25 protein-coding genes are annotated in these 23,278 nt (G+C 71.4%); 22 read left to right on the top strand and 3 right to left on the bottom strand.

Annotated features, from left to right (window positions below; all coding sequences use genetic code 11):
• Window positions 1-66: 66 nt before the first annotated feature.
• From rpmJ to glmM, 11 genes are all read left to right on the top strand, one after another.
• Entirely contained in the window at window positions 67-180 is a 114-nt protein-coding gene (gene rpmJ, locus OG389_RS22950; protein WP_003956441.1) for a 50S ribosomal protein L36, read from the top strand.
• A 200-nt stretch (window positions 181-380) separates the two neighbouring features.
• Window positions 381-761 (top strand): 30S ribosomal protein S13, encoded by a 381-nt coding sequence (rpsM, locus tag OG389_RS22955; protein WP_053682609.1) that lies wholly within the window; start codon window positions 381-383, stop codon window positions 759-761.
• Window positions 762-815: 54 nt separating this feature from the next.
• The gene (rpsK, locus tag OG389_RS22960; RefSeq protein WP_006376016.1) at window positions 816-1,220 is read left to right on the top strand and encodes a 30S ribosomal protein S11; all 405 of its coding nucleotides are present in this window, start codon (window positions 816-818) and stop codon (window positions 1,218-1,220) included.
• Window positions 1,221-1,392: 172 nt separating this feature from the next.
• Complete coding sequence (locus OG389_RS22965) at window positions 1,393-2,415, top strand: DNA-directed RNA polymerase subunit alpha (RefSeq protein WP_008739666.1); 1,023 nt, start codon at window positions 1,393-1,395, stop codon at window positions 2,413-2,415.
• Window positions 2,416-2,584: 169 nt separating this feature from the next.
• Complete coding sequence (gene rplQ / locus OG389_RS22970; RefSeq protein WP_030154710.1) at window positions 2,585-3,046, top strand: 50S ribosomal protein L17; 462 nt, start codon at window positions 2,585-2,587, stop codon at window positions 3,044-3,046.
• A gap of 108 nt (window positions 3,047-3,154) precedes the next feature.
• A complete protein-coding gene (gene truA, locus OG389_RS22975; RefSeq protein ID WP_328300321.1) occupies window positions 3,155-4,006 on the top strand; it encodes a tRNA pseudouridine(38-40) synthase TruA in 852 nt (283 codons plus the stop codon).
• Between the two features lie 87 nt (window positions 4,007-4,093).
• Window positions 4,094-5,713, top strand: a complete 1,620-nt coding sequence (locus OG389_RS22980) for an ABC-F family ATP-binding cassette domain-containing protein (RefSeq protein WP_328300322.1) — start codon at window positions 4,094-4,096, stop codon at window positions 5,711-5,713.
• A 72-nt stretch (window positions 5,714-5,785) separates the two neighbouring features.
• Complete coding sequence (locus OG389_RS22985; RefSeq protein WP_328300323.1) at window positions 5,786-7,045, top strand: glycosyltransferase family 87 protein; 1,260 nt, start codon at window positions 5,786-5,788, stop codon at window positions 7,043-7,045.
• 232 nt (window positions 7,046-7,277) lie between these two features.
• Window positions 7,278-7,721: a 50S ribosomal protein L13 gene (rplM, locus tag OG389_RS22990; protein ID WP_328300324.1), complete on the top strand. Its 444-nt coding sequence runs from the start codon at window positions 7,278-7,280 to the stop codon at window positions 7,719-7,721.
• A 46-nt stretch (window positions 7,722-7,767) separates the two neighbouring features.
• Window positions 7,768-8,289, top strand: a complete 522-nt coding sequence (gene rpsI / locus OG389_RS22995) for a 30S ribosomal protein S9 (RefSeq protein ID WP_267725064.1) — start codon at window positions 7,768-7,770, stop codon at window positions 8,287-8,289.
• Window positions 8,290-8,424: 135 nt separating this feature from the next.
• Window positions 8,425-9,783, top strand: a complete 1,359-nt coding sequence (gene glmM, locus OG389_RS23000) for a phosphoglucosamine mutase (protein WP_328300325.1) — start codon at window positions 8,425-8,427, stop codon at window positions 9,781-9,783.
• A 101-nt stretch (window positions 9,784-9,884) separates the two neighbouring features.
• Here glmM and OG389_RS23005 read toward each other — a convergent pair whose 3' ends face one another.
• Both OG389_RS23005 and coaA read right to left on the bottom strand, forming a co-directional pair.
• Window positions 9,885-10,835 (bottom strand): DUF389 domain-containing protein, encoded by a 951-nt coding sequence (locus tag OG389_RS23005; protein ID WP_328300326.1) that lies wholly within the window; start codon window positions 10,833-10,835, stop codon window positions 9,885-9,887.
• A gap of 26 nt (window positions 10,836-10,861) precedes the next feature.
• Complete coding sequence (coaA, locus tag OG389_RS23010; RefSeq protein ID WP_328300327.1) at window positions 10,862-11,926, bottom strand: type I pantothenate kinase; 1,065 nt, start codon at window positions 11,924-11,926, stop codon at window positions 10,862-10,864.
• 266 nt (window positions 11,927-12,192) lie between these two features.
• On the opposite strand from coaA, the gene OG389_RS23015 reads away from it, so the two are divergent.
• The 8 genes from OG389_RS23015 (at window position 12,193) to OG389_RS23050 (ending at window position 20,164) form a co-directional block, all read left to right on the top strand.
• Window positions 12,193-12,981, top strand: coding sequence for a hypothetical protein (locus tag OG389_RS23015; protein WP_328300328.1), 789 nt, complete (start codon window positions 12,193-12,195; stop codon window positions 12,979-12,981).
• Between the two features lie 109 nt (window positions 12,982-13,090).
• Window positions 13,091-14,941 carry a glutamine--fructose-6-phosphate transaminase (isomerizing) gene (glmS, locus tag OG389_RS23020; RefSeq protein WP_328300329.1) on the top strand — a complete coding sequence of 617 codons (1,851 nt, stop codon included), beginning with the start codon at window positions 13,091-13,093 and terminating at the stop codon, window positions 14,939-14,941.
• A gap of 87 nt (window positions 14,942-15,028) precedes the next feature.
• Window positions 15,029-15,397, top strand: a complete 369-nt coding sequence (locus tag OG389_RS23025) for a holo-ACP synthase (protein WP_328300330.1) — start codon at window positions 15,029-15,031, stop codon at window positions 15,395-15,397.
• A gap of 107 nt (window positions 15,398-15,504) precedes the next feature.
• Entirely contained in the window at window positions 15,505-16,899 is a 1,395-nt protein-coding gene (locus tag OG389_RS23030; RefSeq protein ID WP_328300331.1) for an NAD(P)H-hydrate dehydratase, read from the top strand.
• A 75-nt stretch (window positions 16,900-16,974) separates the two neighbouring features.
• Entirely contained in the window at window positions 16,975-18,111 is a 1,137-nt protein-coding gene (gene alr / locus OG389_RS23035; protein ID WP_328300332.1) for an alanine racemase, read from the top strand.
• Window positions 18,056-19,306, top strand: coding sequence for an alpha/beta fold hydrolase (locus OG389_RS23040; protein ID WP_443059323.1), 1,251 nt, complete (start codon window positions 18,056-18,058; stop codon window positions 19,304-19,306). Before alr ends, OG389_RS23040 begins: the two co-directional genes overlap by 56 nt.
• Window positions 19,260-19,811 carry a tRNA (adenosine(37)-N6)-threonylcarbamoyltransferase complex ATPase subunit type 1 TsaE gene (gene tsaE / locus OG389_RS23045; protein WP_328300334.1) on the top strand — a complete coding sequence of 184 codons (552 nt, stop codon included), beginning with the start codon at window positions 19,260-19,262 and terminating at the stop codon, window positions 19,809-19,811. Before OG389_RS23040 ends, tsaE begins: the two co-directional genes overlap by 47 nt.
• Before the next feature lie 155 nt (window positions 19,812-19,966).
• On the top strand, window positions 19,967-20,164 hold the full coding sequence (locus OG389_RS23050; RefSeq protein ID WP_328300335.1) for a hypothetical protein: 198 nt from the start codon (window positions 19,967-19,969) through the stop codon (window positions 20,162-20,164).
• Window positions 20,165-20,250: 86 nt separating this feature from the next.
• Here OG389_RS23050 and OG389_RS23055 read toward each other — a convergent pair whose 3' ends face one another.
• Window positions 20,251-20,808, bottom strand: a complete 558-nt coding sequence (locus tag OG389_RS23055) for a hypothetical protein (RefSeq protein WP_328300336.1) — start codon at window positions 20,806-20,808, stop codon at window positions 20,251-20,253.
• 125 nt (window positions 20,809-20,933) lie between these two features.
• Between OG389_RS23055 and tsaB the strand changes: the two genes are divergently transcribed.
• Genes tsaB through tsaD form a run of 3 tightly spaced genes read left to right on the top strand, consistent with a single transcriptional unit; the run spans window position 20,934 to window position 23,270 of the window.
• Window positions 20,934-21,596 carry a tRNA (adenosine(37)-N6)-threonylcarbamoyltransferase complex dimerization subunit type 1 TsaB gene (gene tsaB, locus OG389_RS23060; protein WP_328300337.1) on the top strand — a complete coding sequence of 221 codons (663 nt, stop codon included), beginning with the start codon at window positions 20,934-20,936 and terminating at the stop codon, window positions 21,594-21,596.
• Window positions 21,597-21,625: 29 nt separating this feature from the next.
• Window positions 21,626-22,138 carry a ribosomal protein S18-alanine N-acetyltransferase gene (gene rimI / locus OG389_RS23065; RefSeq protein WP_328304000.1) on the top strand — a complete coding sequence of 171 codons (513 nt, stop codon included), beginning with the start codon at window positions 21,626-21,628 and terminating at the stop codon, window positions 22,136-22,138.
• Window positions 22,131-23,270, top strand: a complete 1,140-nt coding sequence (gene tsaD, locus OG389_RS23070) for a tRNA (adenosine(37)-N6)-threonylcarbamoyltransferase complex transferase subunit TsaD (RefSeq protein WP_328300338.1) — start codon at window positions 22,131-22,133, stop codon at window positions 23,268-23,270. The genes rimI and tsaD overlap by 8 nt, the downstream gene beginning before the upstream one ends.
• Window positions 23,271-23,278: the final 8 nt, after the last annotated feature.

Below are 23,278 nucleotides of genomic sequence, written 5' to 3' on the forward strand. Positions count from 1 at the left end.
TTCACTCCCGTCCGGACATCCCGTCCCGGCGCGGGTGGTGGCACTGACCCGGAGAACCTCACCAACATGAAGGTCAAGCCGAGCGTCAAGAAGATCTGCGACAAGTGCAAGGTGATCCGCCGTCACGGTCGGGTCATGGTCATCTGCGACAACCTGCGCCACAAGCAGCGCCAGGGCTGACGCACGCCGACCGACCTGCACTACGCAGTTCTTCGCGCGACGTAAGAAAACGTACATACGCAGAACCCGCCCAGTCCAGACCAGGACCGGCGGCACCTCCGGCGGGGGCCGGGGACCCGGGCGTACCACCACCCATCAGGTGTGGTCGGCGGTCGGGGTTCGGTTCTGCGGAAGACCCCCGAACACACAGGAGCCATTGAATGGCACGCGTTTCCGGTGTTGACATCCCGCGCGAAAAGCGTGTGGAGATCGCACTTACCTACGTCTTCGGTGTCGGTCGCACCCGGTCCAAGGAAATCCTTGCGGCCACCGGTGTGAACCCCGACACCCGCGTTCGTGACCTGGCCGAAGAGGACCTGGTCAAGATCCGCGAGTACGTGGACGCCAACCTCCGCACCGAGGGTGACCTCCGCCGCGAGATCCAGGCCGACATCCGCCGCAAGGTCGAGATCCAGTGCTACCAGGGTGTTCGCCACCGTCGTGGCCTGCCCGTGCACGGTCAGCGCACCAGCACGAACGCCCGTACCCGCAAGGGTCCGCGTCGCGCGATCGCCGGTAAGAAGAAGCCGGGCAAGAAGTAGTCCTGTTCAGCGGTCTTGCGCTGTAGGACCGACCACCTCCCGTAGGAGATTTAGATGCCCCCCAAGGGTCGTCAGGGCGCTGCCAAGAAGGTGCGCCGCAAGGAAAAGAAGAACGTCGCTCATGGGCACGCCCACATCAAGAGCACGTTCAACAACACCATCGTCTCGATCACGGACCCCGCGGGCAACGTGATCTCCTGGGCCTCCGCCGGCCACGTCGGCTTCAAGGGCTCGCGCAAGTCCACCCCCTTCGCCGCGCAGATGGCCGCCGAGTCGGCCGCCCGTCGCGCGCAGGAGCACGGCATGCGCAAGGTTGACGTCTTCGTCAAGGGTCCGGGCTCCGGCCGTGAGACCGCGATCCGCTCCCTCCAGGCCACTGGCCTCGAGGTCGGCTCGATCCAGGACGTCACCCCCACCCCGCACAACGGCTGCCGTCCGCCCAAGCGCCGCCGCGTCTGACGCTGCGCGCCCAGGCTTCGCACCTGTGCGTCTTTGAGTGTCCGGGCGGTACGAACCTCTCGCGGGGGACGTACCGCCCGTACCCTTGTAGTTCGTGGTGTCACGCGCTGGCCGCGTGACACCGCATCCGTCGGGCGTCAAATAGTGGGCGTCCACGACTGAAGGAATCCACATGCTTATCGCTCAGCGCCCCTCGCTGACCGAAGAGGTCGTAGACGAGTACCGCTCGCGGTTCGTGATCGAGCCGCTCGAGCCGGGCTTCGGCTACACCCTCGGCAACTCGCTCCGCCGTACGCTCCTGTCCTCGATCCCGGGTGCCGCTGTCACCAGCATCCGCGTGGACGGCGTCCTGCACGAGTTCACCACCGTGCCCGGTGTCAAGGAAGACGTCACCGACATCATCCTCAACATCAAGCAGCTGGTCGTCTCCTCGGAGCACGACGAGCCGGTCGTGATGTACCTGCGCAAGCAGGGTCCCGGCCTGGTCACCGCTGCCGACATCGCGCCCCCGGCCGGTGTCGAGGTGCACAACCCGGACCTGGTCCTCGCCACGCTCAACGGCAAGGGCAAGCTGGAGATGGAGCTGACCGTCGAGCGCGGTCGCGGCTACGTCTCCGCCGTCCAGAACAAGCAGCTGGGCCAGGAGATCGGTCGCATCCCGATCGACTCCATCTACAGCCCGGTCCTCAAGGTCACCTACAAGGTCGAGGCGACCCGAGTCGAGCAGCGCACCGACTTCGACAAGCTGATCGTCGACGTCGAGACCAAGCAGGCCATGCGCCCGCGCGACGCCATGGCGTCCGCCGGTAAGACCCTGGTCGAGCTGTTCGGTCTGGCCCGCGAGCTCAACATCGACGCCGAGGGCATCGACATGGGCCCCTCGCCGACGGACGCGGCCCTGGCCGCCGATCTGGCGCTGCCGATCGAGGAGCTCGAGCTCACGGTCCGCTCGTACAACTGCCTCAAGCGCGAGGGCATCCACTCCGTGGGTGAGCTCGTGGCGCGTTCCGAGGCCGACCTGCTCGACATCCGCAACTTCGGTGCGAAGTCGATCGACGAGGTCAAGGCGAAGCTGGCCGGCATGGGCCTGGCCCTCAAGGACAGCCCGCCCGGATTCGACCCGACCGCCGCCGCCGACGCCTTCGGCGCCGACGACGACGCGGACGCCGGTTTCGTCGAGACCGAGCAGTACTGATTCTTCCCGTCTCCGGCGGTTGAGGCCTTTGGCCTCGATGTCCCCCCCCCAGCTACCACTGGGAGGGGCCGCCGGGCCGGGCTTGATGTGAACTTTCCCGGGGCGTCCGCCCCGGGGGAACTGACACCGGTACCTGACACGGCCGGTGCAGATATGAAGGAGTATGACCATGCCGCGTCCCGCAAAGGGTGCCCGTCTGGGCGGCAGCGCCGCGCACGAGAAGCACCTCCTCGCGAACCTCGCGAAGGCGCTCTTCGAGCACGGCCGCATCACCACCACCGAGGCCAAGGCCCGTCGCCTGCGTCCCTACGCCGAGCGTCTGGTGACCAAGGCCAAGAAGGGCGACATCCACAACCGTCGCCTGGTGCTGCAGACGATCACGGACAAGAGCATCGTGCACACGCTGTTCACCGAGATCGCCCCGCGCTACGAGAACCGCCCCGGTGGTTACACGCGTATCACCAAGATCGGCAACCGTCGTGGCGACAACGCCCCGATGGCCGTGATCGAGCTGGTCGAGGCCCTTACGGTCGCCCAGCAGGCCACTGGTGAGGCCGAGGCCGCCACCAAGCGCGCGGTCAAGGAGGCGGAGGCTGTCGAGACCCCCGCCGAGGAGACCAAGGAGGCCTGATCCTCCGGGATCTCGTCTGCTTGAACGGCTCTGAACGGGTCCGCCCCCTTACCGGGGCGGGCCCGTTCTGGCGTTGTGAAGAAGATTTCGCCTGAGAGGATCTGTCGCGTGAGTGACGAGGTGGAGCCCGGACACGTCCGGGTCAGGCTGGACCTGAGCTACGACGGCAAGGACTTCTCCGGCTGGGCGAAGCAGCGCGTGCTGCGGACCGTCCAGGGTGAGCTGGAGTCCGCGCTGCAGACCGTGATGCGGCTGCCCGACCCGGTCGAGCTGACCGTGGCCGGCCGCACCGACGCCGGCGTGCACGCCCGCGGGCAGGTCGCGCAGTTCGACGTACGCGACGAGGTGTGGGCCGAACACCAGGACAAGCTGCTGCGCCGCCTCGCCGGGCGGCTGCCGCACGACGTACGGGTCTGGAAGGCGGCCGAGGCCCCCGCGGGATTCAACGCGCGGTTCTCCGCGATCTGGCGCCGCTACGCCTACCGCGTCGGCGACCACCAGGCCGGCGTCGACCCGCTGCGCCGCGGCCACGTGCTCTGGTACCAGTGGCCGCTGGACGTGGACGCCATGAACGAGGCCGCGGCCGCACTGGTCGGGGAGCACGACTTCGCCGCGTACTGCAAGAAGCGGGAGGGGGCCACGACGATCCGCACCCTCCAGCAGCTCAGCTGGGAGCGGGACGAGGACGGGATCATCACCGCGACCGTCCGCGCGGACGCCTTCTGCCACAACATGGTCCGCTCGCTGGTCGGCGCCATGCTGCACGTCGGCGACGGCCACCGGTCGGCGGACTGGCCCGGAAAGGTGCTGGCGGCGGCCGTACGGGACTCCTCGGTGCACGTGGTCAAGCCGCACGGGCTGACCCTGGAGGAGGTCGGCTACCCGGCCGACGAGCAGCTGGCCGCGCGCAGCAAGGAGGCGCGGAACCTGCGGACGCTGCCGGGGGCCGGCTGCTGCTGAGCCGGCGGTCCGGGCCGGTCCGGGCCGGTCCGGGACATGGCGGAACCCGTTTGGGTGGATCGGCGCCGGACCGGGAGAATGCCCCCCATGGGACATCTCGAAGCCAGCCACCTGGAGTACTACCTTCCCGACGGGCGGGTACTGCTCCCCGACGTCTCCTTCCGGGTGGGGGAGGGGTCGGTCGTCGCGCTCGTCGGGGCGAACGGGGCCGGCAAGACCACCCTGCTGAAGATGATCTCCGGTGAGCTCCAGCCGCACGGCGGCGCGGTCACCGTGAGCGGCGGGCTGGGTGTGATGTCGCAGTTCGTGGGCTCGGTCCGCGACGAGACGACCGTACGGGACCTGCTGGTGTCGGTCGCCCAGCCGCGGATCCGGGAGGCGGCCAAGGCGGTGGACCGGGCCGAGCAGCTGATCCTGACGGTCGACGACGAGGCCGCGCAGATGGCCTACGCGCAGGCGCTCAGCGACTGGGCCGACGTGCAGGGGTACGAGGCGGAGACGCTGTGGGACGTCTGCACGATGGCCGCGCTGGCGATCCCGTACGACACGGCGCAGTTCCGTCAGGTGCGCACGCTCTCGGGCGGTGAGCAGAAGCGGCTGGTGCTGGAGGCGCTGCTGCGCGGGCCCGACGAGGTGCTGCTGCTCGACGAGCCGGACAACTACCTGGACGTGCCGGGCAAGCGGTGGCTGGAGGAGCAGCTGGAGGCCACCCGCAAGACGGTGCTGTTCGTCTCGCACGACCGCGAGCTGCTCACCCAGGCCGCAGAGAAGATCATCAGCCTGGAGGCGAGCCCGACGGGCTCGGACGTGTGGGTGCACGGCGAGGGTTTCGCCACGTTCCACGACGCCCGCAAGGAGCGCTTCGCGCGCTTCGAGGAGCTCAAGCGGCGCTGGGACGAGGAGCACGCCCGGCTGCGGGCGTTGGTGCTTCGGCTGCGGAACCAGGCCGCGAGCAGCCCGGACATGGCATCGCGCTACCGGGCGATGCAGACCCGCTTCCAGAAGTTCGAGGAGGCCGGCCCGCCGCCGGAGCCGCCCCGCGAGCAGGACATCAGGATGCGCCTGAAGGGCGGCCGTACGGGCGTGCGCGCGCTCACGGTCGAGAACCTCGAACTGACCGGGCTGATGAAGCCGTTCTCCCTGGAGGTCTTCTACGGGGAGCGGGTCGCGGTGCTCGGCTCGAACGGCTCCGGCAAGTCCCACTTCCTGCGGCTGATGGCGGGGGAGGAGGTCAAGCACACCGGTACGTGGAAGCTCGGCGCCCGTGTGGTCCCCGGCCACTTCGCGCAGACCCACGCCCACCCGGAGCTGTTCGGCCGGACCCTCGTCGACATCCTGTGGACGGAGGCGGCGAAGCCGCTCGGCGCGGCGATGGGTGCGCTGCGCCGCTACGAGCTGGAGCGACAGGCCGAGCAGCCGTTCGAGAAGCTGTCGGGCGGTCAGCAGGCGCGCTTCCAGATCCTGCTGCTGGAGCTGGCGGGTACGACGGCGCTGCTCCTGGACGAGCCGACGGACAACCTGGACCTGGAATCGGCGGAAGCGCTGCAGGACGGGCTGGAGGCCTACGAGGGCACTGTGTTGTGCGTCACGCACGACCGGTGGTTCGCCCGCACATTTGACCGTTACCTGGTCTTCGGTTCGGACGGTGTTGTGCGGGAGACTACGGAGCCCGTCTGGGACGAACGTAGGGTCGAGCGCAAACGCTAGGGGTGGACCGCCCCCGGCTTGGTCGAGGGTCGAGGGGACTGTGCCGTGGGGCTGAGGCCGAGTGTCTGGGTCATGAAGTGGGACAGCCCTTCCTCCTGGGACCGCCGGGTGGAGTGGCTGCTGCGGCCGGCCCCCCGCTCCTGGCGGTTCGTGGGCGTGGTGATCCTGCTCTCGGTGGCGGTCTCGGCGAGCCTGCGGGTGAACTGGGGCTCGGACAACGCCTTCGTGGTCAAGGCTGCGGACGCCCTGCTCGCGGGGGTCTCCCCGTACGAGGACAAGCGCTTCCTCTACCTGCCCAGCGCCGTGCTCATGGCGATTCCCGAGGCGCTGCTGCCGGACCCGCTGCTGCGTTGCGCGCTGCCGCTGGGGATGACGGGGCTCGTCGGGCTCGGGTGGTGGGCCTCGCTGCGGCTGTTCTCGGTGCCGGTGCGCTCGAGGCTGGCCGTCGGCGGTTTCGCGCTGTTCGCGCTGGCGTACAAGCCGTACATCAACCTCGTGCTGATCGGGAACTGGACGGCCGTCTCGGCCGCCGCCCTGCCGGTGGCGCTGCTGCTGGCGCACCGCAAGCACTGGGCGGCGGCCGGGCTGGTCGTGGGTCTGGCCATCGCGTGCAAGCCGATGCTGGTGCCGGTCGGGCTGCTGTTCCTGCTGGCCCGGCAGTGGCGGGGGCTGGCCCTGGCGGCGGGCGTGCCGATGGCGCTGTCGCTGGTCGGGGCGCTGATGATGCCGCACCCGATGCTGTTCTTCACCAAGACGCTGCCGTTCCTGCTGAACGGCCAGGACTCCTACGCGCTGCCCTGGGACGCGTCGCCGATCGCCGCGCTGCCGCGGCTGGGGGTGCCGGCGCCGCTGGCGGTGGCCCTGGCCTTCGCGGGGGCCGGGTGCGGGCTGTGGGCGGCCTGGCGGCGCTGGCGGCGTCCGGTCGCGGCGGACGGCGACCGGGGTGAGCTGAGGCTGGTGGAGACGGCCTGCATGGTGATGCTCGCCGCATTCCTGGTGTCGCGGCCCTCCTTCGACCACTACCTGCTCGTGGTGCTCCCGCTCCTGCTGGCCTCGGGGGTGCGGGCGGGCTCGATGCCGCGTTCCCCCTGGTTCTGGCTGGCCCTGGTGCCCCAGACCGCGGGCATTCCGTGGCCCTCGGAGTTCGAGCAAAAGCGGCGGGCGTTCCGGGACATGGTGACCCTGTGCTCGCTCGCCGGATTGCTCATGTGGCGTTCGCGGCGGCCGGGCCGGGTTATGGTGGAAGCCGTACGAACTGCGGGGTCCCTACCCAGGACCGAACCGGAGTGCGCCGCGACCCCCGTCGAGACGGGGTCGAGGACCGCGTTTTGACCCTTCTTGGGCTTCACGGGTATCCTGCTGGTTCGTCATGCGTTTTGGCTTGCTCATTCTCACGTGAGAGGGCATTACGCCGGTCCACCGGGCCGATGACCAGCGGTTCACACGGATTGCGTCTCCGTTGTGACCAGGGCTGTCGTGATCGTCCGTGGTGACCTTGTCAGGACCCGTCCTTTGGGGCTAACGCCTCGAGGATGCCCACCACTGAAGAAGCGAAGGCATACGCGTGCGTACGTTCAGCCCCAAGCCCGGCGACATCTCGCGCCAGTGGCTCGTCATCGACGCCCAGGACGTTGTCCTCGGCCGTCTGGCGACCCAGGCCGCTGCCCTCCTGCGGGGTAAGCACAAGCCGACTTACGCCCCCCACATGGACATGGGCGACTTCGTCATCATCGTCAACGCCGACAAGGTTCACCTGTCCGGCAACAAGGCGACCCAGAAGATGGCGTACCGCCACTCCGGTTACCCGGGTGGTCTCCGCTCGGTCCGCTACGACGACCTCCTGGCGAACAACCCGGAGAAGGCCGTCGAGAAGGCCATCAAGGGCATGCTCCCCAAGAACACCCTGGGCCGTCAGATGATCTCGAAGCTGAAGGTCTACTCGGGCGATGTGCACCCCCACGCTGCCCAGCAGCCGGTGCCGTTCGAGATCACCCAGGTCGCGCAGTAGTTCCGGCCACCACACCCCCTAAGACAAGAAACTTCTGAGGAGCATCGTGGCCGAGACCACCGCCGAGACGACCCCCGTCGACGAGTTCGAGGGCAACGTCGAGGAGTACACCAGCGAGTCCGAGGTCGTCGCCGAGGGCGACTACACCTCCGAGTCCCTTGCCGGCCGCTTCGGCGACCCCCAGCCGGCCGCCGGCCTGGGCCGTCGCAAGAACGCCATCGCCCGCGTCCGGATCGTTCCGGGCACCGGCAAGTGGAAGATCAACGGTCGCACCCTTGAGGACTACTTCCCCAACAAGGTGCACCAGCAGGAAGTCAACGAGCCGTTCAAGCTCCTCGAGCTGGACAACCGCTACGACGTCATCGCCCGCATCTCGGGTGGCGGCGTTTCCGGCCAGGCCGGCGCCCTGCGCCTGGGTGTGGCCCGTGCGCTGAACGAGGCGGACGTGGACAACAACCGCGCGGCGCTGAAGAAGGCCGGCTTCCTCTCCCGCGACGACCGTGCGGTCGAGCGCAAGAAGGCCGGTCTCAAGAAGGCCCGTAAGGCTCCGCAGTACAGCAAGCGTTAATCTGCGCCCGCTGTTCTGCAACGAAACCGCCCCGGCAGCACTCTTTGTGCTGCCGGGGCGGTTCGTTTACCGCCACAAGCGGCAAGTAAATGGCACAAGTGGACACAAGCGATGCGTGAACTCGGGAGGACAACAGTGGGACGACTCTTCGGGACGGACGGTGTACGAGGCGTCGCGAACGCGGATCTGACGGCCGAGCTCGCGCTCGGCCTCTCCGTGGCCGCGGCACACGTACTGGCCGAGGCGGGCACCTTCGAGGGTCATCGGGCCACCGCCGTGGTCGGCCGGGACCCCCGGGCCTCGGGTGAGTTCCTGGAGGCCGCAGTCGTCGCGGGCCTCGCGAGCGCGGGCGTGGACGTCCTGCGCGTCGGTGTGCTGCCCACCCCGGCGGTGGCGTATCTCACCGGTGCGCTGGGCGCCGACCTCGGAGTCATGCTCTCGGCCAGCCACAACGCCATGCCCGACAACGGCATCAAGTTCTTCGCGCGTGGCGGTCACAAGCTCGCCGACGAGCTGGAGGACCGGATCGAGTCGGTCTACGAGGACCACCGCACGGGTGCTCCGTGGGACCGTCCGACGGGCTCCGGCGTCGGCCGCGTCTCCGACTACGACGAGGGCTTCGACAAGTACGTCGCCCACCTCATGGGTGTCCTGCCCAACCGCTTCGACGGACTCAAGGTCGTCCTGGACGAGGCGCACGGCGCGGCCGCGCGCGTGTCGCCCGAGGCCTTCGCGCGGGCCGGCGCGGAGATCATCACCATCGGTGCCGAGCCCGACGGCCTGAACATCAACGACGGCTGCGGCTCCACCCACCTGGGCCTGCTGAAGCAGACCGTCCTCGAGCACGGGGCCGACCTCGGCATCGCGCACGACGGGGACGCCGACCGCTGCCTCGCGGTGGACGCGAACGGTGAGGAGGTCGACGGGGACCAGATCCTCGCGGTGCTGGCGCTGTCGATGCGGGAGGCCGGGCACCTGCGCGAGGACACGGTGGTCGCCACCGTGATGTCGAACCTGGGCTTCAAGCTGGCCATGGAGTCCGAGGGCATCAACGTCGTGCAGACCGGCGTCGGCGACCGGTACGTCCTGGAGTCGATGAAGGAGCACGGTTACGCGCTGGGCGGCGAACAGTCCGGCCACGTGATCATCCTCGACCACGCCACGACCGGTGACGGCACGCTGACCGGCCTGATGCTGGCGGCGCGGATCGCGGCCACCGGCAAGTCCCTGGCGGAGCTGACCGGGGTCATGCGGCGGCTCCCGCAGGTGCTGGTCAACGTCCCCGACGTGGACAAGTCGCGGGTCACGACCTCGGGCGAGCTGGCCGCGGCCGTCGCCGACGCGGAGCGGGAGCTGGGCACGACCGGGCGCGTACTGCTGCGTCCGTCGGGCACGGAGCCGCTCGTACGGGTGATGGTGGAGGCCGCCGACATCGAGCAGGCCCGCTCGGTCGCCGGGCGGCTGGCGGACGTGGTGAAGTCGGCGCTCGGCTAGGCCCTGGCCCGCTGTTCTCCGTGGACCGGCCCCGCGCTACGAAGCCCCGTAGCGCGGGGCCGGCCGCGTCGCGGGGGCGCCGCGGGGTTGCGGGGTCCGGCTCAGGTCCTGGGCGGCGTACGGCGCCAGCGGCCGCGCTGGGTGCGCCACAGCAGTTTCTGGCCGAGCAGGGTCAGCACGCCCGCCAGCACGATCCCGGACAGGTTGACCAGCAGTTGCGCCGCCGAGCCCCACATCTGGGCGAAGTCCCCGTAGCCGAGGGCCACGGCCGCGTTGGCGGCGGCCGGGACGGTGGTCACCGAGATCGCGACGCCGACCAGCGCACCGGACTTCGCGGAGGTCAGGGAGAGCACCCCGGCCGCGCCGGCGAGCAGGGCGACGACGAAGGAGAACGGGTCCGGCTGCCAGATGAAGCTGGTGTTGGGGCGCGGGTCGTCCAGCATCCCCTCATGGAACAGGCCGAGCGCGTCCATCACCAGGGTGAAACAGGTGGTGGCCACCATCGCGGTGGCGAAGCCGACGAGCAGGGCCGTCAGTGAACGGGCGGCCTGCCGCGGGGAGCGCCGCACCAGGCCGGTGCAGACACCGGCGAGCGGGCCGAACTCCGGGCCGACCGCCATCGCGCCCACGATCAGGACGGCATTGTCGAGGACGACACCGCAGGCCGCGATCATCGTAGCGATGATCATGAAGGCGCTGTAGGTGATGGTGAGGGTGGACTCCTCGTGGGTCGCCTCGCTCAGCTGCTCCCACAGGACGGCGTCCGCGGCCTCCCCCGGGGCCTCCTCCTCGGCCCTGTCGGCCCGCGCCGACAAGGAGAGGTCGATGTTCTCGACCGCGATCGAGCCGTCCTTGTCGATGCCGATCGCCCGGAGTTCTTGCAGGAGCTCGTCCCCCGCCTCGCGGGCGACGTCGCACATCACGATGTCGCCCGGGGGGATGCGGGCCGCACCGGGCAGTACCACCACATGGGTGGTGCCGACCGTGCTCCCGACGATCCGGACCACGGCGTCCGTCCGGTCCGCCGGAGTGATCATCCGTAGGTGCAGCATGGCCGCACAGTAGCTTCCGCGAGCGGTCAGAGCTTGCGCAGACTCAGCTTCTGCACCTTGTGGTCCGGGCCCTTGCGGACGACGAGGGTGGCGCGGCCGCGGGTCGGGGCCACGTTCTCCAGGAGGTTGGGCCGGTTGATGGTGCGCCACATGGTCTGCGCGTACTCCAGCGCCTCCTCCTCGGAGACCTGGGTGTACTTGCGGAAGTAGGAGAAGGGGTTCTGGAACGCCGTCTCGCGCAGCTTGCGGAACCGGTTGAGGTACCAGCGCTCGATGTCCTCGGGTCGGGCGTCGACGTACACGCTGAAGTCGAAGTAGTCGGCGAGGCCGACCCGGGTGCGGCCGTCCTTGCCGGGCATGGCCGGCTGCAGGACGTTGAGCCCCTCGACGATCAGGATGTCGGGGCGGCGCACGACGAGCTGCTCGCCGGGAACGATGTCGTAGATCAGGTGGGAGTAGACCGGGGCCGTGACCTCGTCCTTGCCCGCCTTGATGTCGGCGACGAAGCGGGTCAGCGCACGGCGGTCGTAGGACTCGGGGAAGCCCTTGCGGGCGGTCAGCCCGCGCCGCTGGAGCTCCTTCATCGGGTACAGGAACCCGTCGGTGGTGACCAGCTCCACGCGCGGGTGCTCGGGCCAGCGGGCGAGCAGGGCCTGCAGGAGGCGGGCCACGGTGGACTTGCCCACGGCGACCGAGCCGGCGACCCCTATGACGAAGGGGGTGCCCTGCTGTGCGCCGTGGCCGTTGCCGGCGTCGCCGAGGAAGGTGTTGAGGGTGCCGCGGAGGTTGCTGGTGGCGCCGACGTACAGGTTCAGGAGGCGGGAGAGCGGCAGGTAGACGTCGCGGACCTCGTCGAGGTCGATGACGTCGCCCAGTCCGCGCAGCCGCTCGACCTCGTCGGCCGTCAGCGGGAGCGGTGTGCGCTCGCGCAGGGCGCTCCACTCGGCGCGGGTGAGGTCGACGTAGGGGGAGGCCTCGTGGCCCCGGCGGCGCGTGGGGTGCGCGGCGTGCTCGGGGTGCGTGGGGTGCTCCGGTCCGGCGGGGCGCTCCGTTGCGCTGTCCGGCGTGCTTCGTGGCGGCGAAGAGATCACAGAGCCATTGTCACGGGTCACGGGCCGCCGTGGGTGGTGTGGTCGGTCACGTGGCTGGGGGCCTTTTGGCCGCAAGTGGATGGGTTGTACGCGGACCGGTACCGATTGGAGGCCTCCCCGGTCTCGTGGGGGTCACGATGCGTGGGGCGTGCAGGCAACCAGCGGCCCGATGTCGGTGGGACCCCGTACGGTGTGGATCACCGCAGCTCAAGACGCCGCCCCGGAATCGGGGTACTGCCACGCGCTGCACTTTTCCGATCTGTCCCGTGGGGGGAACCATCGTGCGCAACGCGCTGCTCCGCCGTACCGTCCTGTCCGCTTCGGCCGTGTCCCTGGCACTGTTCGCCACCGCGTGCGGCGGCTCCGGCAAGGCTGACGCGAAGCCGTCGGCCTCGGCATCCGCGGCTGCTCCGGCTGCTCCGGCGGCCAAGGGGAAAACGGATGCGGAACTCGCGGGCATGATCCTGGTCCAGGCGGACCTGCCCACGCACCTCTTCAAGTCCGTCTCCGAGAAGGACGCCAACGCCGGGCAAGGGGCTACCAGCGACGTCCCCGAGTGCCTGCCGGTGCTGCGGGCGATGGCCGCTACGCCGCCGATCGGAAGTCCGACCGGAGCGGTGCGCACCGCCGTGGCCGCCAAGCCGAAGCCGGTGGCCAAGGAAGCGAGCGAGGAGGACAAGCAGCTCGCCGCCCAGAACGCCCTCGGGGCGACCGCCACCGTGGTCAGCCTGTACTCGTACGACGGAGACGGTGCGCAGAAGGCCTTCCGCTCGCTCGTAGAGGCGGGCCGCCCCTGTGAGAAGGGCTTCGTGCCCACGGTGGCCGGCGAGCAGCTCGGCAACACCACGGTGCGCCCGTTCACCGAGGTCAAGGTGGGGGACGAATCGCTGACCTACACCCTTGCGATGTGGGACGACGAGGTAGGACGGCTCTCGACGGAGCTCGTGGTCGTGCGCAAGACCAATACCCTCGCCGTCTTCTACGCGCAGAGCATGAGCGGCACTGCCGAACACCCCAAGGAGGTCGTCGAGGCCCAGGCCAAGAAGTTCGGCTGACCGTTCGCCCGAACACGCGTCAACCCCGCTCCGGCACATTCGCCGGGGCGGGGTTTTCGTCTTGTTCAGGTACCGGGCAGGGAGCCAACTACGGCGTACCCTGCGGCTTATGTGCGGAATCGTGGGTTACGTGGGAGCGCAGTCGGCGCTCGATGTGGTCATTGCCGGACTCAAGCGGCTGGAGTACCGCGGCTACGACTCGGCGGGAGTGGCCGTGCTCGCCGACGGATCGCTCGCCGCCGTCAAGAAGGCCGGCAAACTGGTCAATCTGGAGAAGGAGCTGGTCGGGCACCCGCTGCCGGCCGGTTCCACGGGGCTCGGACACACCCGGTGGGCCACCCATGGCGGGCCCACCGACGTCAACGCCCACCCGCACCTCGACAACTCGGGGCGCGTGGCGGTCGTGCACAACGGGATCATCGAGAACTTCGCGGCGCTGCGGGCCGAGCTCGCCGAGCGCGGGCACCGGCTGGAGTCCGAGACGGACACCGAGGTCGTGGCGCACCTGCTGGCGGAGCGGTTCGAGGACGCGGGCGGGGACCTGGCGGAGGCGATGCGCCAGGTGTGCCGGCGCCTCGACGGGGCCTTCACGCTGGTCGCCGTGCACGCGGACCAGCCGGAGGTGGTGGTCGGCGCGCGCCGGAACTCGCCGCTCGTGGTGGGCGTCGGAGAGGGCGAGAACTTCCTCGCCTCGGACGTGGCCGCGTTCATCGCCCACACGCGGTCCGCCATCGAGCTGGGCCAGGACCAGGTCGTCGAGCTCCGCCGCGACGGCGTCACGGTGACCAACTTCGACGGGTCGGCCGCGAGCGTGCGGGCGTACCACGTGGACTGGGACGCCTCGGCGGCCGAGAAGGGGGGCTACGACTACTTCATGCTCAAGGAGATCGCCGAGCAGCCGAAGGCCGTCGCCGACACCCTCCTGGGCCGGATCGACGCGAGCGGCCTCCTGACCCTCGACGAGGTGCGCATCCCCGACTCGGTGCTGCGCGAGGTCGACAAGGTCGTGATCGTGGCGTGCGGTACGGCGTACCACGCGGGCATGATCGCGAAGCTGGCCATCGAGCACTGGACCCGCATCCCGTGCGAGACGGAGCTGGCCAGCGAGTTCCGCTACCGCGACCCGATCCTGGACCAGCGGACGCTGGTGATCGCGATCTCGCAGTCCGGCGAGACGATGGACACGCTCATGGCGCTGCGCCACGCGCGCGAACAGGGTGCCAAGGTGCTGGCCGTCTGCAACACGAACGGGTCGACGATCCCGCGCGAGTCGGACGCCGTGCTGTACACGCACGCCGGACCCGAGGTGGCCGTCGCCTCGACCAAGGCGTTCCTGACGCAGCTGGTCGCCTGCTACCTGGTCGCCCTCTACCTCGGGCAGGTGCGGGGCACCAAGTGGGGCGACGAGATCCGGGCGGTCATCCGGGAGCTGTCGGACATCGCCGCGGCGGTGGACACCGTACTGGAGACCATGGAGCCGGTACGGGAGCTCGCGCGTTCCCTGGCCGACAAGAACACCGTGCTGTTCCTCGGCCGGCACGTCGGCTACCCGGTGGCACTGGAGGGTGCGCTCAAGCTCAAGGAGCTGGCGTACATGCACGCCGAGGGCTTCGCGGCGGGCGAGCTCAAGCACGGGCCGATCGCGCTGATCGAGAAGGACCTGCCGGTCGTGGTCGTCGTACCGTCGCCGCGCGGGCGCTCGGTACTGCACGACAAGATCGTCTCGAACATCCAGGAGATCCGGGCCCGCGGGGCGCGGACCATCGTCATCGCCGAGGAGGGCGACGAGGCGGTGGTCCCGTACGCCGACCACCTCATCCGCATTCCGGCCACCCCCACGCTGCTCCAGCCGCTGGTGGCCACCGTGCCGCTGCAGGTGTTCGCGTGCGAGCTGGCCACGGCGCGGGGCAACGAGGTGGACCAGCCGCGTAACCTCGCGAAGTCGGTGACCGTGGAGTGAGCGCAGCGACCGGAGCGGGTCGCCGACAATGGGGCACAGTGGTGACCGTGGAGTAGCTGGCCCGTTGGCCTCGTTGGAGTTGTTGTTGTGATTATCGGCGTCGGGATCGACGTGGCGGAGATCGAGCGGTTCGGCGCGGCGCTGGCGCGTACGCCGAGCCTGGCCGGGCGGCTGTTCCTCGACACCGAGCTGACCCTGCCGAGCGGCGAGCGGCGCGGAGTCGCCTCGCTCGCCGCCCGGTTCGCCGCCAAGGAAGCGCTCGCCAAGGCGCTCGGGGCACCCGGCGGGCTGCTGTGGACCGACGCCGAGATCTACGTGGAGGACACCGGACAGCCACGGCTGCGGGTGTCGGGGACGGTCGGGGCGCGGGCGCTGGCGCTGGGCGTGAAGTCCTGGCACATCTCGCTCAGCCACGACGCGGGCATCGCCTCGGCCGTGGTGATCGCCGAGGGCTAGGCCCTCCCTTTCGGATCTTGTCGGCCGGGCCCGCGGTGCCGGGCGCCGCGGGCCCGGCAAGATCCGAAAGGGGCGGCCCGGGCGCCTTCGTCGGGCAGGCTGGTGCCATGCGTACTGCTTACAGCGTGGAGACCGTACGGGCCGCCGAGCGCGAGCTGATGGCCCGGCTGCCCGAGGGCACCCTGATGCTGCGGGCGGCGGCCGGACTGGCCGCCGTCTGCGTACGGCTGCTGCCCCGGGTGTACGGGGCCCGCGTGGTGCTGCTGGTCGGCCCGGGGGACAACGGCGGCGACGCGCTGTACGCGGGCGCCCGGCTGGCCCGGCGCGGGGCCGGGGTGACGGCGGTCCCGGCGGATCCGGCGCGGGTGCACGCGGGCGGTCTGGCCGCGCTGCTGGCCGCCGGCGGTCGGCTGGAGCCGGCCGTGCCCCGGCGGGCGGACCTGGTGGTCGACGGGCTGGTCGGGATCGGGGGCCGGGGCGGACTGCGGCCGGCCGCGGCCGCGCTGGTGGAGCGGATCCCGGCGGGCGCGACGGTGGTCGCCGCCGATCTGCCGAGCGGGGTGGACGCGGACACCGGGGAGGTGGCCGGAGCGGCCGTGACGGCGGACGTGACGGTGACCTTCGGGGCGTACAAGCCCGGGCTGCTGATCGACCCCGGGGCCTCGCGGACGGGTGCGCACCGCCTGGTCGACATCGGGCTGGAGCTGCCGTCGCCCGAGGTGGAGGCCCTGCAGCACGCCGATGTCGCGGGACTGCTGCCGGAGCCGACCGCGGCGAGCGACAAGTACCGGCGGGGCGTGGTCGGGATCGTCGCCGGGTCCGCGCGCTACCCGGGGGCGGCGGTGCTCGCGGTGGCGGGAGCGCTCCGGGGCGGCGCGGGCGCGGTGCGCTACACAGGACCGGCGGCGGTGGCGCAGGCCGTGCTGGCCCGGTACCCGGAGACGCTGATCGGGCCCGGCCGGGTCCAGGCGTGGGTGGTCGGGCCGGGGCTGGGCGACGAACGCGGCCCGGAGGTGCGGGAGGCGCTGGCGCAGCCCGTGCCGGTACTGGTGGATGCGGACGGGCTGCGCGGGCTGGACCCCGTGGCGCTGCGTGCGCGGACGGCCCCGACCCTACTGACCCCGCACGCGGGGGAGGCGGCGGCGCTGCTCGGTGTCCCGCGGGAGGCGGTCGAGGCGGGCCGGCTGGCGGCCGTACGGGAGCTGGCGGAGCGGTACGGGGCGACGGCCCTGCTGAAGGGGGCGACGACGCTGGTCGCCTGCGGCGCTTCACCCGTCCGGGTCAACCCGACAGGGACTCCGTGGCTGGCCACCGCCGGGAGCGGGGACGTGCTGTCCGGGCTGGCCGGGTCCCTCCTGGCGGGCGGCCTGCCGGCGCGGGACGCGGGCTCGGTGGCGGCGTACCTCCACGGCCTGGCGGCCCGGCTCGCCGGCGGCCCGCTGCTGGCGCACCAGGTGGCCGAAGCCCTCCCGGAGGCCTGGCGCGAGACCCGGCGGGGCTGAGCCCCGGGAAGGGACCGCTCCGCGATCGGACACGGCTCGCCGGGACCGGGTGGGGGCTCTGAGAGACTGGGGGGGATGAACGAGACACCCATGCGCGTGTACGCCGAGATCGATCTTGACGCCGTACGGGCGAACGTGCGCGCACTGCGTCAGCGCGCCCCCCGGTCCGCGCTGATGGCCGTCGTGAAGGCGGACGCCTACGGGCACGGGGCCCTGGCCTGCGCCAAGGCCGCCCAGGAGGCCGGTGCCGGCTGGCTCGGGACGGCCACGCCCGAGGAGGCCCTCGCGCTGCGCGCCGCCGGGATCGAAGGCCCCGTCATGTGCTGGCTCTGGACCCCCGGCGGGCCCTGGCGGGAGGCCGTCGAGGCCGGCATCGACGTCTCCGTCAGCGCGATGTGGGCCCTCGACGAGGTACGGGAAGCAGCCCGCGCCGCCGGCCGGACGGCCCGCGTCCAGCTCAAGGCCGACACCGGCCTCGGCCGGGCCGGCTGCCAGCCCGCCGACTGGCAGGAGCTGGTGGGAGCCGCCGTCGCCGCTCAGGCCGAGGGCACCGTGGACGTGACCGGGGTCTGGTCGCACTTCGCCTGCGCCGACGAGCCCGGCCACCCCTCCATCCAGCTCCAGCTCTCCGCCTTCCGCGACATGCTCGCGTACGCGGAGAAGGAGGGCATCGAGCCCGAGGTCCGGCACATCGCCAACTCGCCCGCCACGCTCACCCTCCCCGAGTCCCACTTCGACCTGGTGCGCTGCGGCCTGGCCGTCTACGGGGTGTCTCCCGCGCCCGAGCTCGGCACCCCGGCCCAGCTGGGCCTGCGGCCCGCGATGGCGCTCAAGGCCTCCGTCGCACTGGTCAAGACCGTTCCGGCCGGGCACGGGGTCAGCTACGGGCACCACTACGTCACCGAGCAGGAGACGAGCCTCGCGCTGATCCCGGCCGGCTACGCCGACGGCGTGCCGCGCCACGCCTCCGGGCTCGGCCCGGTGCTCGTCGGCGGGAGGATCCGCCGCGTCGCCGGCCGCGTCGCCATGGACCAGTTCGTGGTCGACTTGGAGGGAGAGCACGTCCGCGTCGGCGACGAGGCGGTCCTCTTCGGGGACGCGGAGCGTGGTGAACCCACCGCCGAGGACTGGGCTCGAGCGGCGTGCACGATCGCGTATGAGATCGTCACCCGTATCGGTGGCCGAGTCCCCCGGGTGTACCTGGGCGGCTGAGCGGAGTGAGGGCGGCGGCTTGAGCGAGAACTGGCGCAAGGCCGGCTGGGCGGGCGCCGCGATCGGCGTGATAGCCGCGGGCGCCGCGGCCGGTGTCGCGGTCGAACGGATCACCGTCGGCCGGGGCATGCGGATGAAGGCGCGCCTCGCGCTCGACGCGACCGGGGACTACGGCTCCCTGCGCGGGACCCCGGGCACCGTGCCGGCCGAGGACGGCACCGCGCTCTACTACGAGGTCGACGAGCTGCCCGAGGAGGGCAAGCGGCGCCGGCTGCGGCGCAAGGCCCCGGCCGCGCCGACCGTGGTGTTCTGCCACGGGTACTGCCTCGCCCAGGACTCCTGGCACTTCCAGCGCGCGGCCCTGCGCGGCCTGGTCCGCGCCGTGTACTGGGACCAGCGCAGCCACGGCCGCAGTGCGCGCGGCCTCGCCCAGGCCGACGGCGAGCCGGTGACCTTCGAGGAACTCGGCCGCGACCTGAAGGCTGTCATCGACGCGGCCGCCCCCGAGGGCCCGCTGATCCTGGTCGGCCACTCGATGGGCGGTATGACCATCATGGGACTGGCCCAGGAATTCCCCGAGCTCGTCCGGGACCGTGTGGCCGGGGTGGTGCTGGTCGGCACCTCCAGCGGAGGCCTGGGCGAGGTCACGTACGGGCTGCCCGCCCTCGGATTCGGGGCGGTACGACGTCTTCTGCCCGGGGTGCTCAAGGCGCTCGGCTCCCAGGTGGAACTGGTGGAGAAGGGCCGGCGGGCCACCGCCGACCTGTTCGCCGGCATGGTCAAGATGTACTCGTTCGCCTCGCGGGACGTGGACCCGGGCGTCGCCCGCTTCGCCGAGCGGCTGATCGAGGCCACACCCATCGACGTGGTCGCCGAGTTCTACCCGGCCTTCCAGACGCACGACAAGACAGCCGTGCTCCGGCGCTTCGCGGACATCCCGGTCACCGTCATCGCCGGGGACCGGGACATGGTCACCCCGCCGGAGCACAGCCTGGCCATGAAGGAGGCGCTGCCCTCCGCCGAGCTGGTCGTCCTGGAGTCCGCCGGGCACCTGATGATGCTGGAACACCCGGACACCGTGACCCGGCTGATCACCGAGCTGCTGGCGCGCACCGGGGCGGTGTCCGTACCGGCTAACGTTGGCGGGCATGGAAGAAGTACCGCTGGAAGCACCGGAGCGGGCGCAGGGGCCTGACTTCGAAACGCACGTCACCGTCGGCTCGCCCGAGGCCATGCAGGACCTCGGACGCCGGATCGCCGGGCTGCTGCGCCCTGGTGACCTCGTCCTGCTGACCGGGGAGCTCGGCGCCGGCAAGACCACCCTGACCCGCGGCCTCGGCGAGGGGCTCGGTGTGCGCGGGGCCGTGACCTCGCCGACCTTCGTGATCGCCCGGGTCCACCCGTCGCTGACCGGCGGTCCGGCGCTGGTGCACGTGGACGCGTACCGGCTGGGCGGCGGGCTGGACGAGATGGAGGACCTGGACCTCGACGTCTCGCTGCCCGAGTCCGTCGTCGTCGTGGAGTGGGGCGACGGCAAGGTCGAGGAACTGTCCGACGACCGGCTGCACGTGGTGATCCGGCGGGCGGTCGGCCACGAGGAGGTCCTGGACGACGTACGGGAGGTCGTGGTCCGCGGGATCGGGAGGCGCTGGTCGGCCGGGGCCGGCCTGGAGAGCCTCGCGGGCGTCCTTTCGGAATAGCCCTTCCAAGGAGCGCTTCCCGGAGCCCTTCCGGGAGAAACGTACCGACAACTCGTCGGGAAGATGTTGCGCGGGCGGTGGCGCACGTGGTCACATGGTACAGAGGGCTGGTTAGGTGTACCTAAGTACAGGCTGGCCCCGCCCAGGAGGCAGCCATGTCGGCAGCAGGAGCAGCGCGCGTCCCCAGCCCGTCCGCCGTGTCGATGGGGGCGCTGCTCGCCGCGTGCGCCGCCGCCAGCGCGGTGTCGACGCCGCCCGCGCGTGAGCGCGTGGGGGAGCTGGGGAAGCCCGGTCCCGCGGGGGAGGAGGCCGGGAAGGGCCGGCGGGACGCCACGGATTCCGAAGCGGCCTGAGGCGCGGACGGGGGCGGCCCGGGGCGCGGAAGCGCATCCCCCGTTCAGGTGAATCTCCCGGCGGGAGCCGGTGTGTCGGAGCCCGCTCAGGAAACGACGACGACCTTCGAGCCGATCGTCGCGAAGGCCCACATCGCGTCGCCGTCCGCGCGCGACATGCGGACGCCACCGGTCTTCTTGCCGGGGTCGGGCGCCGGCAGGGTGTTGTCCACGCGGGCGCTGAACCCGACCGCGATTCCCTGCGGGCTGGCGAAGCGGACGACGTGCTCGATCGGCACCCCGTCCGATCCGGTCACCGTGCCGGTGCGGGAGCCCACCGTGTAGCTGCCCGGGGAGGGATGGACCGTACTCGGCATCACCACGAAGGACTTCGACTCCCCGGAGGGTCCCACCAGCCACACGCGCTTCTGGCCCACCGAGTACACGACGCGGGTCCCGGTGCCGGAACCGGCCGGGACGGCCACCGGAGTCGCCGGGTCCACCTTGGCGGCGCCGGGGCCGCTCGGAACGGGCGCCGGAGTCTGCGGCGCGGCCTTCTGCGGGTGTGCGGGAGCGGTGGCGGAGGCCTGGTAGCCGAGGAAACCGATGACGGCGATCGCCGCCGCGGTGAGCCCGGCCACGATTCCCGAGCTGCTGCGTGCCACCTTGCTCCACCTCTCCGCATGGTCATTCGAACGATCAAGCCCTGACACCTGGATCGAAGGTAGCAGCAGGGGTGCCCGCAGACCGGCCGGAAGGGCCGGGGGCCCCGGAGTCGTAGGCTGTTCGCGTGCTCTTGCTCGCTGTAGATACCGCCACGCCCGCCGTCACCGTCGCCCTGCACGACGGCGAGTCCGTCATCGCCGAGTCGAACCAGGTCGACGCCCGCCGCCACGGGGAGCTCCTGCTGCCCTCCGTGGACAAGGTCCTCGCCGAGGCGGGGGTCAAGCTCGAAGCCGTCACCGGCATCGTCGTCGGAGTCGGCCCCGGCCCCTACACCGGACTGCGGGTCGGCCTCGTCACCGCCTCCACCTTCGCCTCCGTCCTCGGCGTGCCCGTCCACGGGCTGTGCACCCTCGACGGCCTGGCCTACGCGGCCGGCGCGGCCGGGATCGAGGGCCCCTTCACCGTCGCCACCGACGCGCGGCGCAAGGAGGTCTACTGGGCGCGCTACGAGGACCCCCGCACCCGGGTCGGCGAGCCCGCGGTGGACCGGCCGGCCGACATCGCCGAGCGCGTCGCCGGACTGCCCGCCGTCGGGCAGGGCGCGCGGCTGTACCCGGACGTCTTCACCGACGCCCGGGCCCCCGAGCACCAGAGCGCCGCTGCGCTGGCCGGCCTGGCGGTGGAACGGCTGGCGGCCGGAGCGGAGTTCCTGCCCGCGACCCCGCTCTACCTGCGCCGCCCCGACGCCCAGGTGCCCAAGAACTACAAGGTGGTCACCCCGCAGTGACGGCCACCTCAGCAGTCGCCCTGCGCGAGATGCGCTGGTGGGACATCGAACCCGTGCTGGAGCTGGAGCACGAGCTGTTCCCCGAGGACGCCTGGTCCGCCGGGATGTTCTGGTCCGAGCTCGCGCACGCCCGCGGTCCCGGCGCCACGCGCCGCTACGTCGTGGCGGAGGAGGCGGGCCGGCTGGTCGGCTACGCGGGGCTGGCCGCCGCCGGAGACCTGGGCGACGTACAGACCATCGCCGCGGCCCGCGACCAGTGGGGCACCGGGCTCGGCGCCCGGCTGCTGACCGAGCTGCTGCGCGCCGCCACCGCCTTCGAGTGCGCCGAGGTGCTGCTGGAGGTGCGGGTCGACAACATCCGGGCCCAGAAGCTCTACGCGCGCTTCGGCTTCGAGCCGATCGGCTTCCGGCGCGGCTACTACCAGCCCGGCAACATCGACGCGCTCGTGATGCGCCGCCTCTCCGATCCCGCGCACCCCGTGGACCCGGACCCCGACCCCGCATATTTCAAACCCCTGCAAGGTGAGACGACCCATGGCTGACGAACCGCTCGTCCTCGGCATCGAGACCTCCTGCGACGAGACCGGCGTCGGCGTCGTCCGCGGCACCACGCTGCTCGCGGACGCCATCGCGTCGAGCGTCGACGAGCACGCCCGCTTCGGCGGGGTCGTGCCCGAGGTGGCCTCCCGCGCCCATCTGGAGGCGATGGTCCCCACCATCGAGCGCGCCCTGAAGCAGGCCGGGGTCAGCGCCCGCGACCTCGACGGCATCGCCGTCACCGCCGGCCCCGGCCTCGCCGGGGCGCTGCTCGTGGGCGTCTCGGCCGCGAAGGCGTACGCCTACGCGCTGGGCAAGCCGCTGTACGGGGTGAACCACCTGGCCTCGCACATCTGCGTCGACCAGCTGGAGCACGGGCCGCTGCCCGAGCCGACGATGGCGCTGCTGGTCTCCGGCGGGCACTCCTCGCTGCTGCTCGCTCCCGACATCACCTCCGACGTACGGCCGCTCGGGGCGACCATCGACGACGCGGCGGGCGAGGCCTTCGACAAGATCGCGCGCGTACTTCAGTTGGGCTTCCCCGGCGGTCCGGTCATCGACCGGCTCGCGCGCGAGGGCGACCCGAAGGCGATCAACTTCCCCCGCGGGCTGACGGGGCCGCGCGATGCCCCGTACGACTTCTCCTTCTCCGGCCTCAAGACCTCGGTCGCCCGCTGGATCGAGGCGAAGCGCAAGGCGGGCGAGGAGGTGCCGGTGCGCGACGTGGCGGCTTCCTTCCAGGAGGCCGTGGTGGACGTGCTGACGCGCAAGGCGATCCGCGCGTGCAAGGACGAGGGCGTCGACCACCTGATGATCGGCGGCGGTGTCGCGGCCAACTCCCGGCTGCGTTCGCTCGCGCAGGAGCGGTGCGACGCCGCGGGGATCGTCCTGCGGGTGCCGCGGCCGGGGCTGTGCACGGACAACGGCGCCATGGTGGCGGCGCTGGGCGCGGAGATGGTCAAGCGGAACAGGGCCCCCTCGGACTGGGACCTGTCGGCGGACTCCTCGCTCCCGGTGACCGACCCGCACGTTCCCGGCAGTTCCCACGGCCCCGCCGGGTCCCACGGCCACACCCATGGGCACGGCCACGACCACGACCACGTGCACGAGCTGAGCAAGGACAACCTGTACTCGTGAGCACCGTC

This window comes from Streptomyces sp. NBC_00435, from assembly GCF_036014235.1.
In the GTDB taxonomy this organism is placed as follows: domain Bacteria; phylum Actinomycetota; class Actinomycetes; order Streptomycetales; family Streptomycetaceae; genus Streptomyces.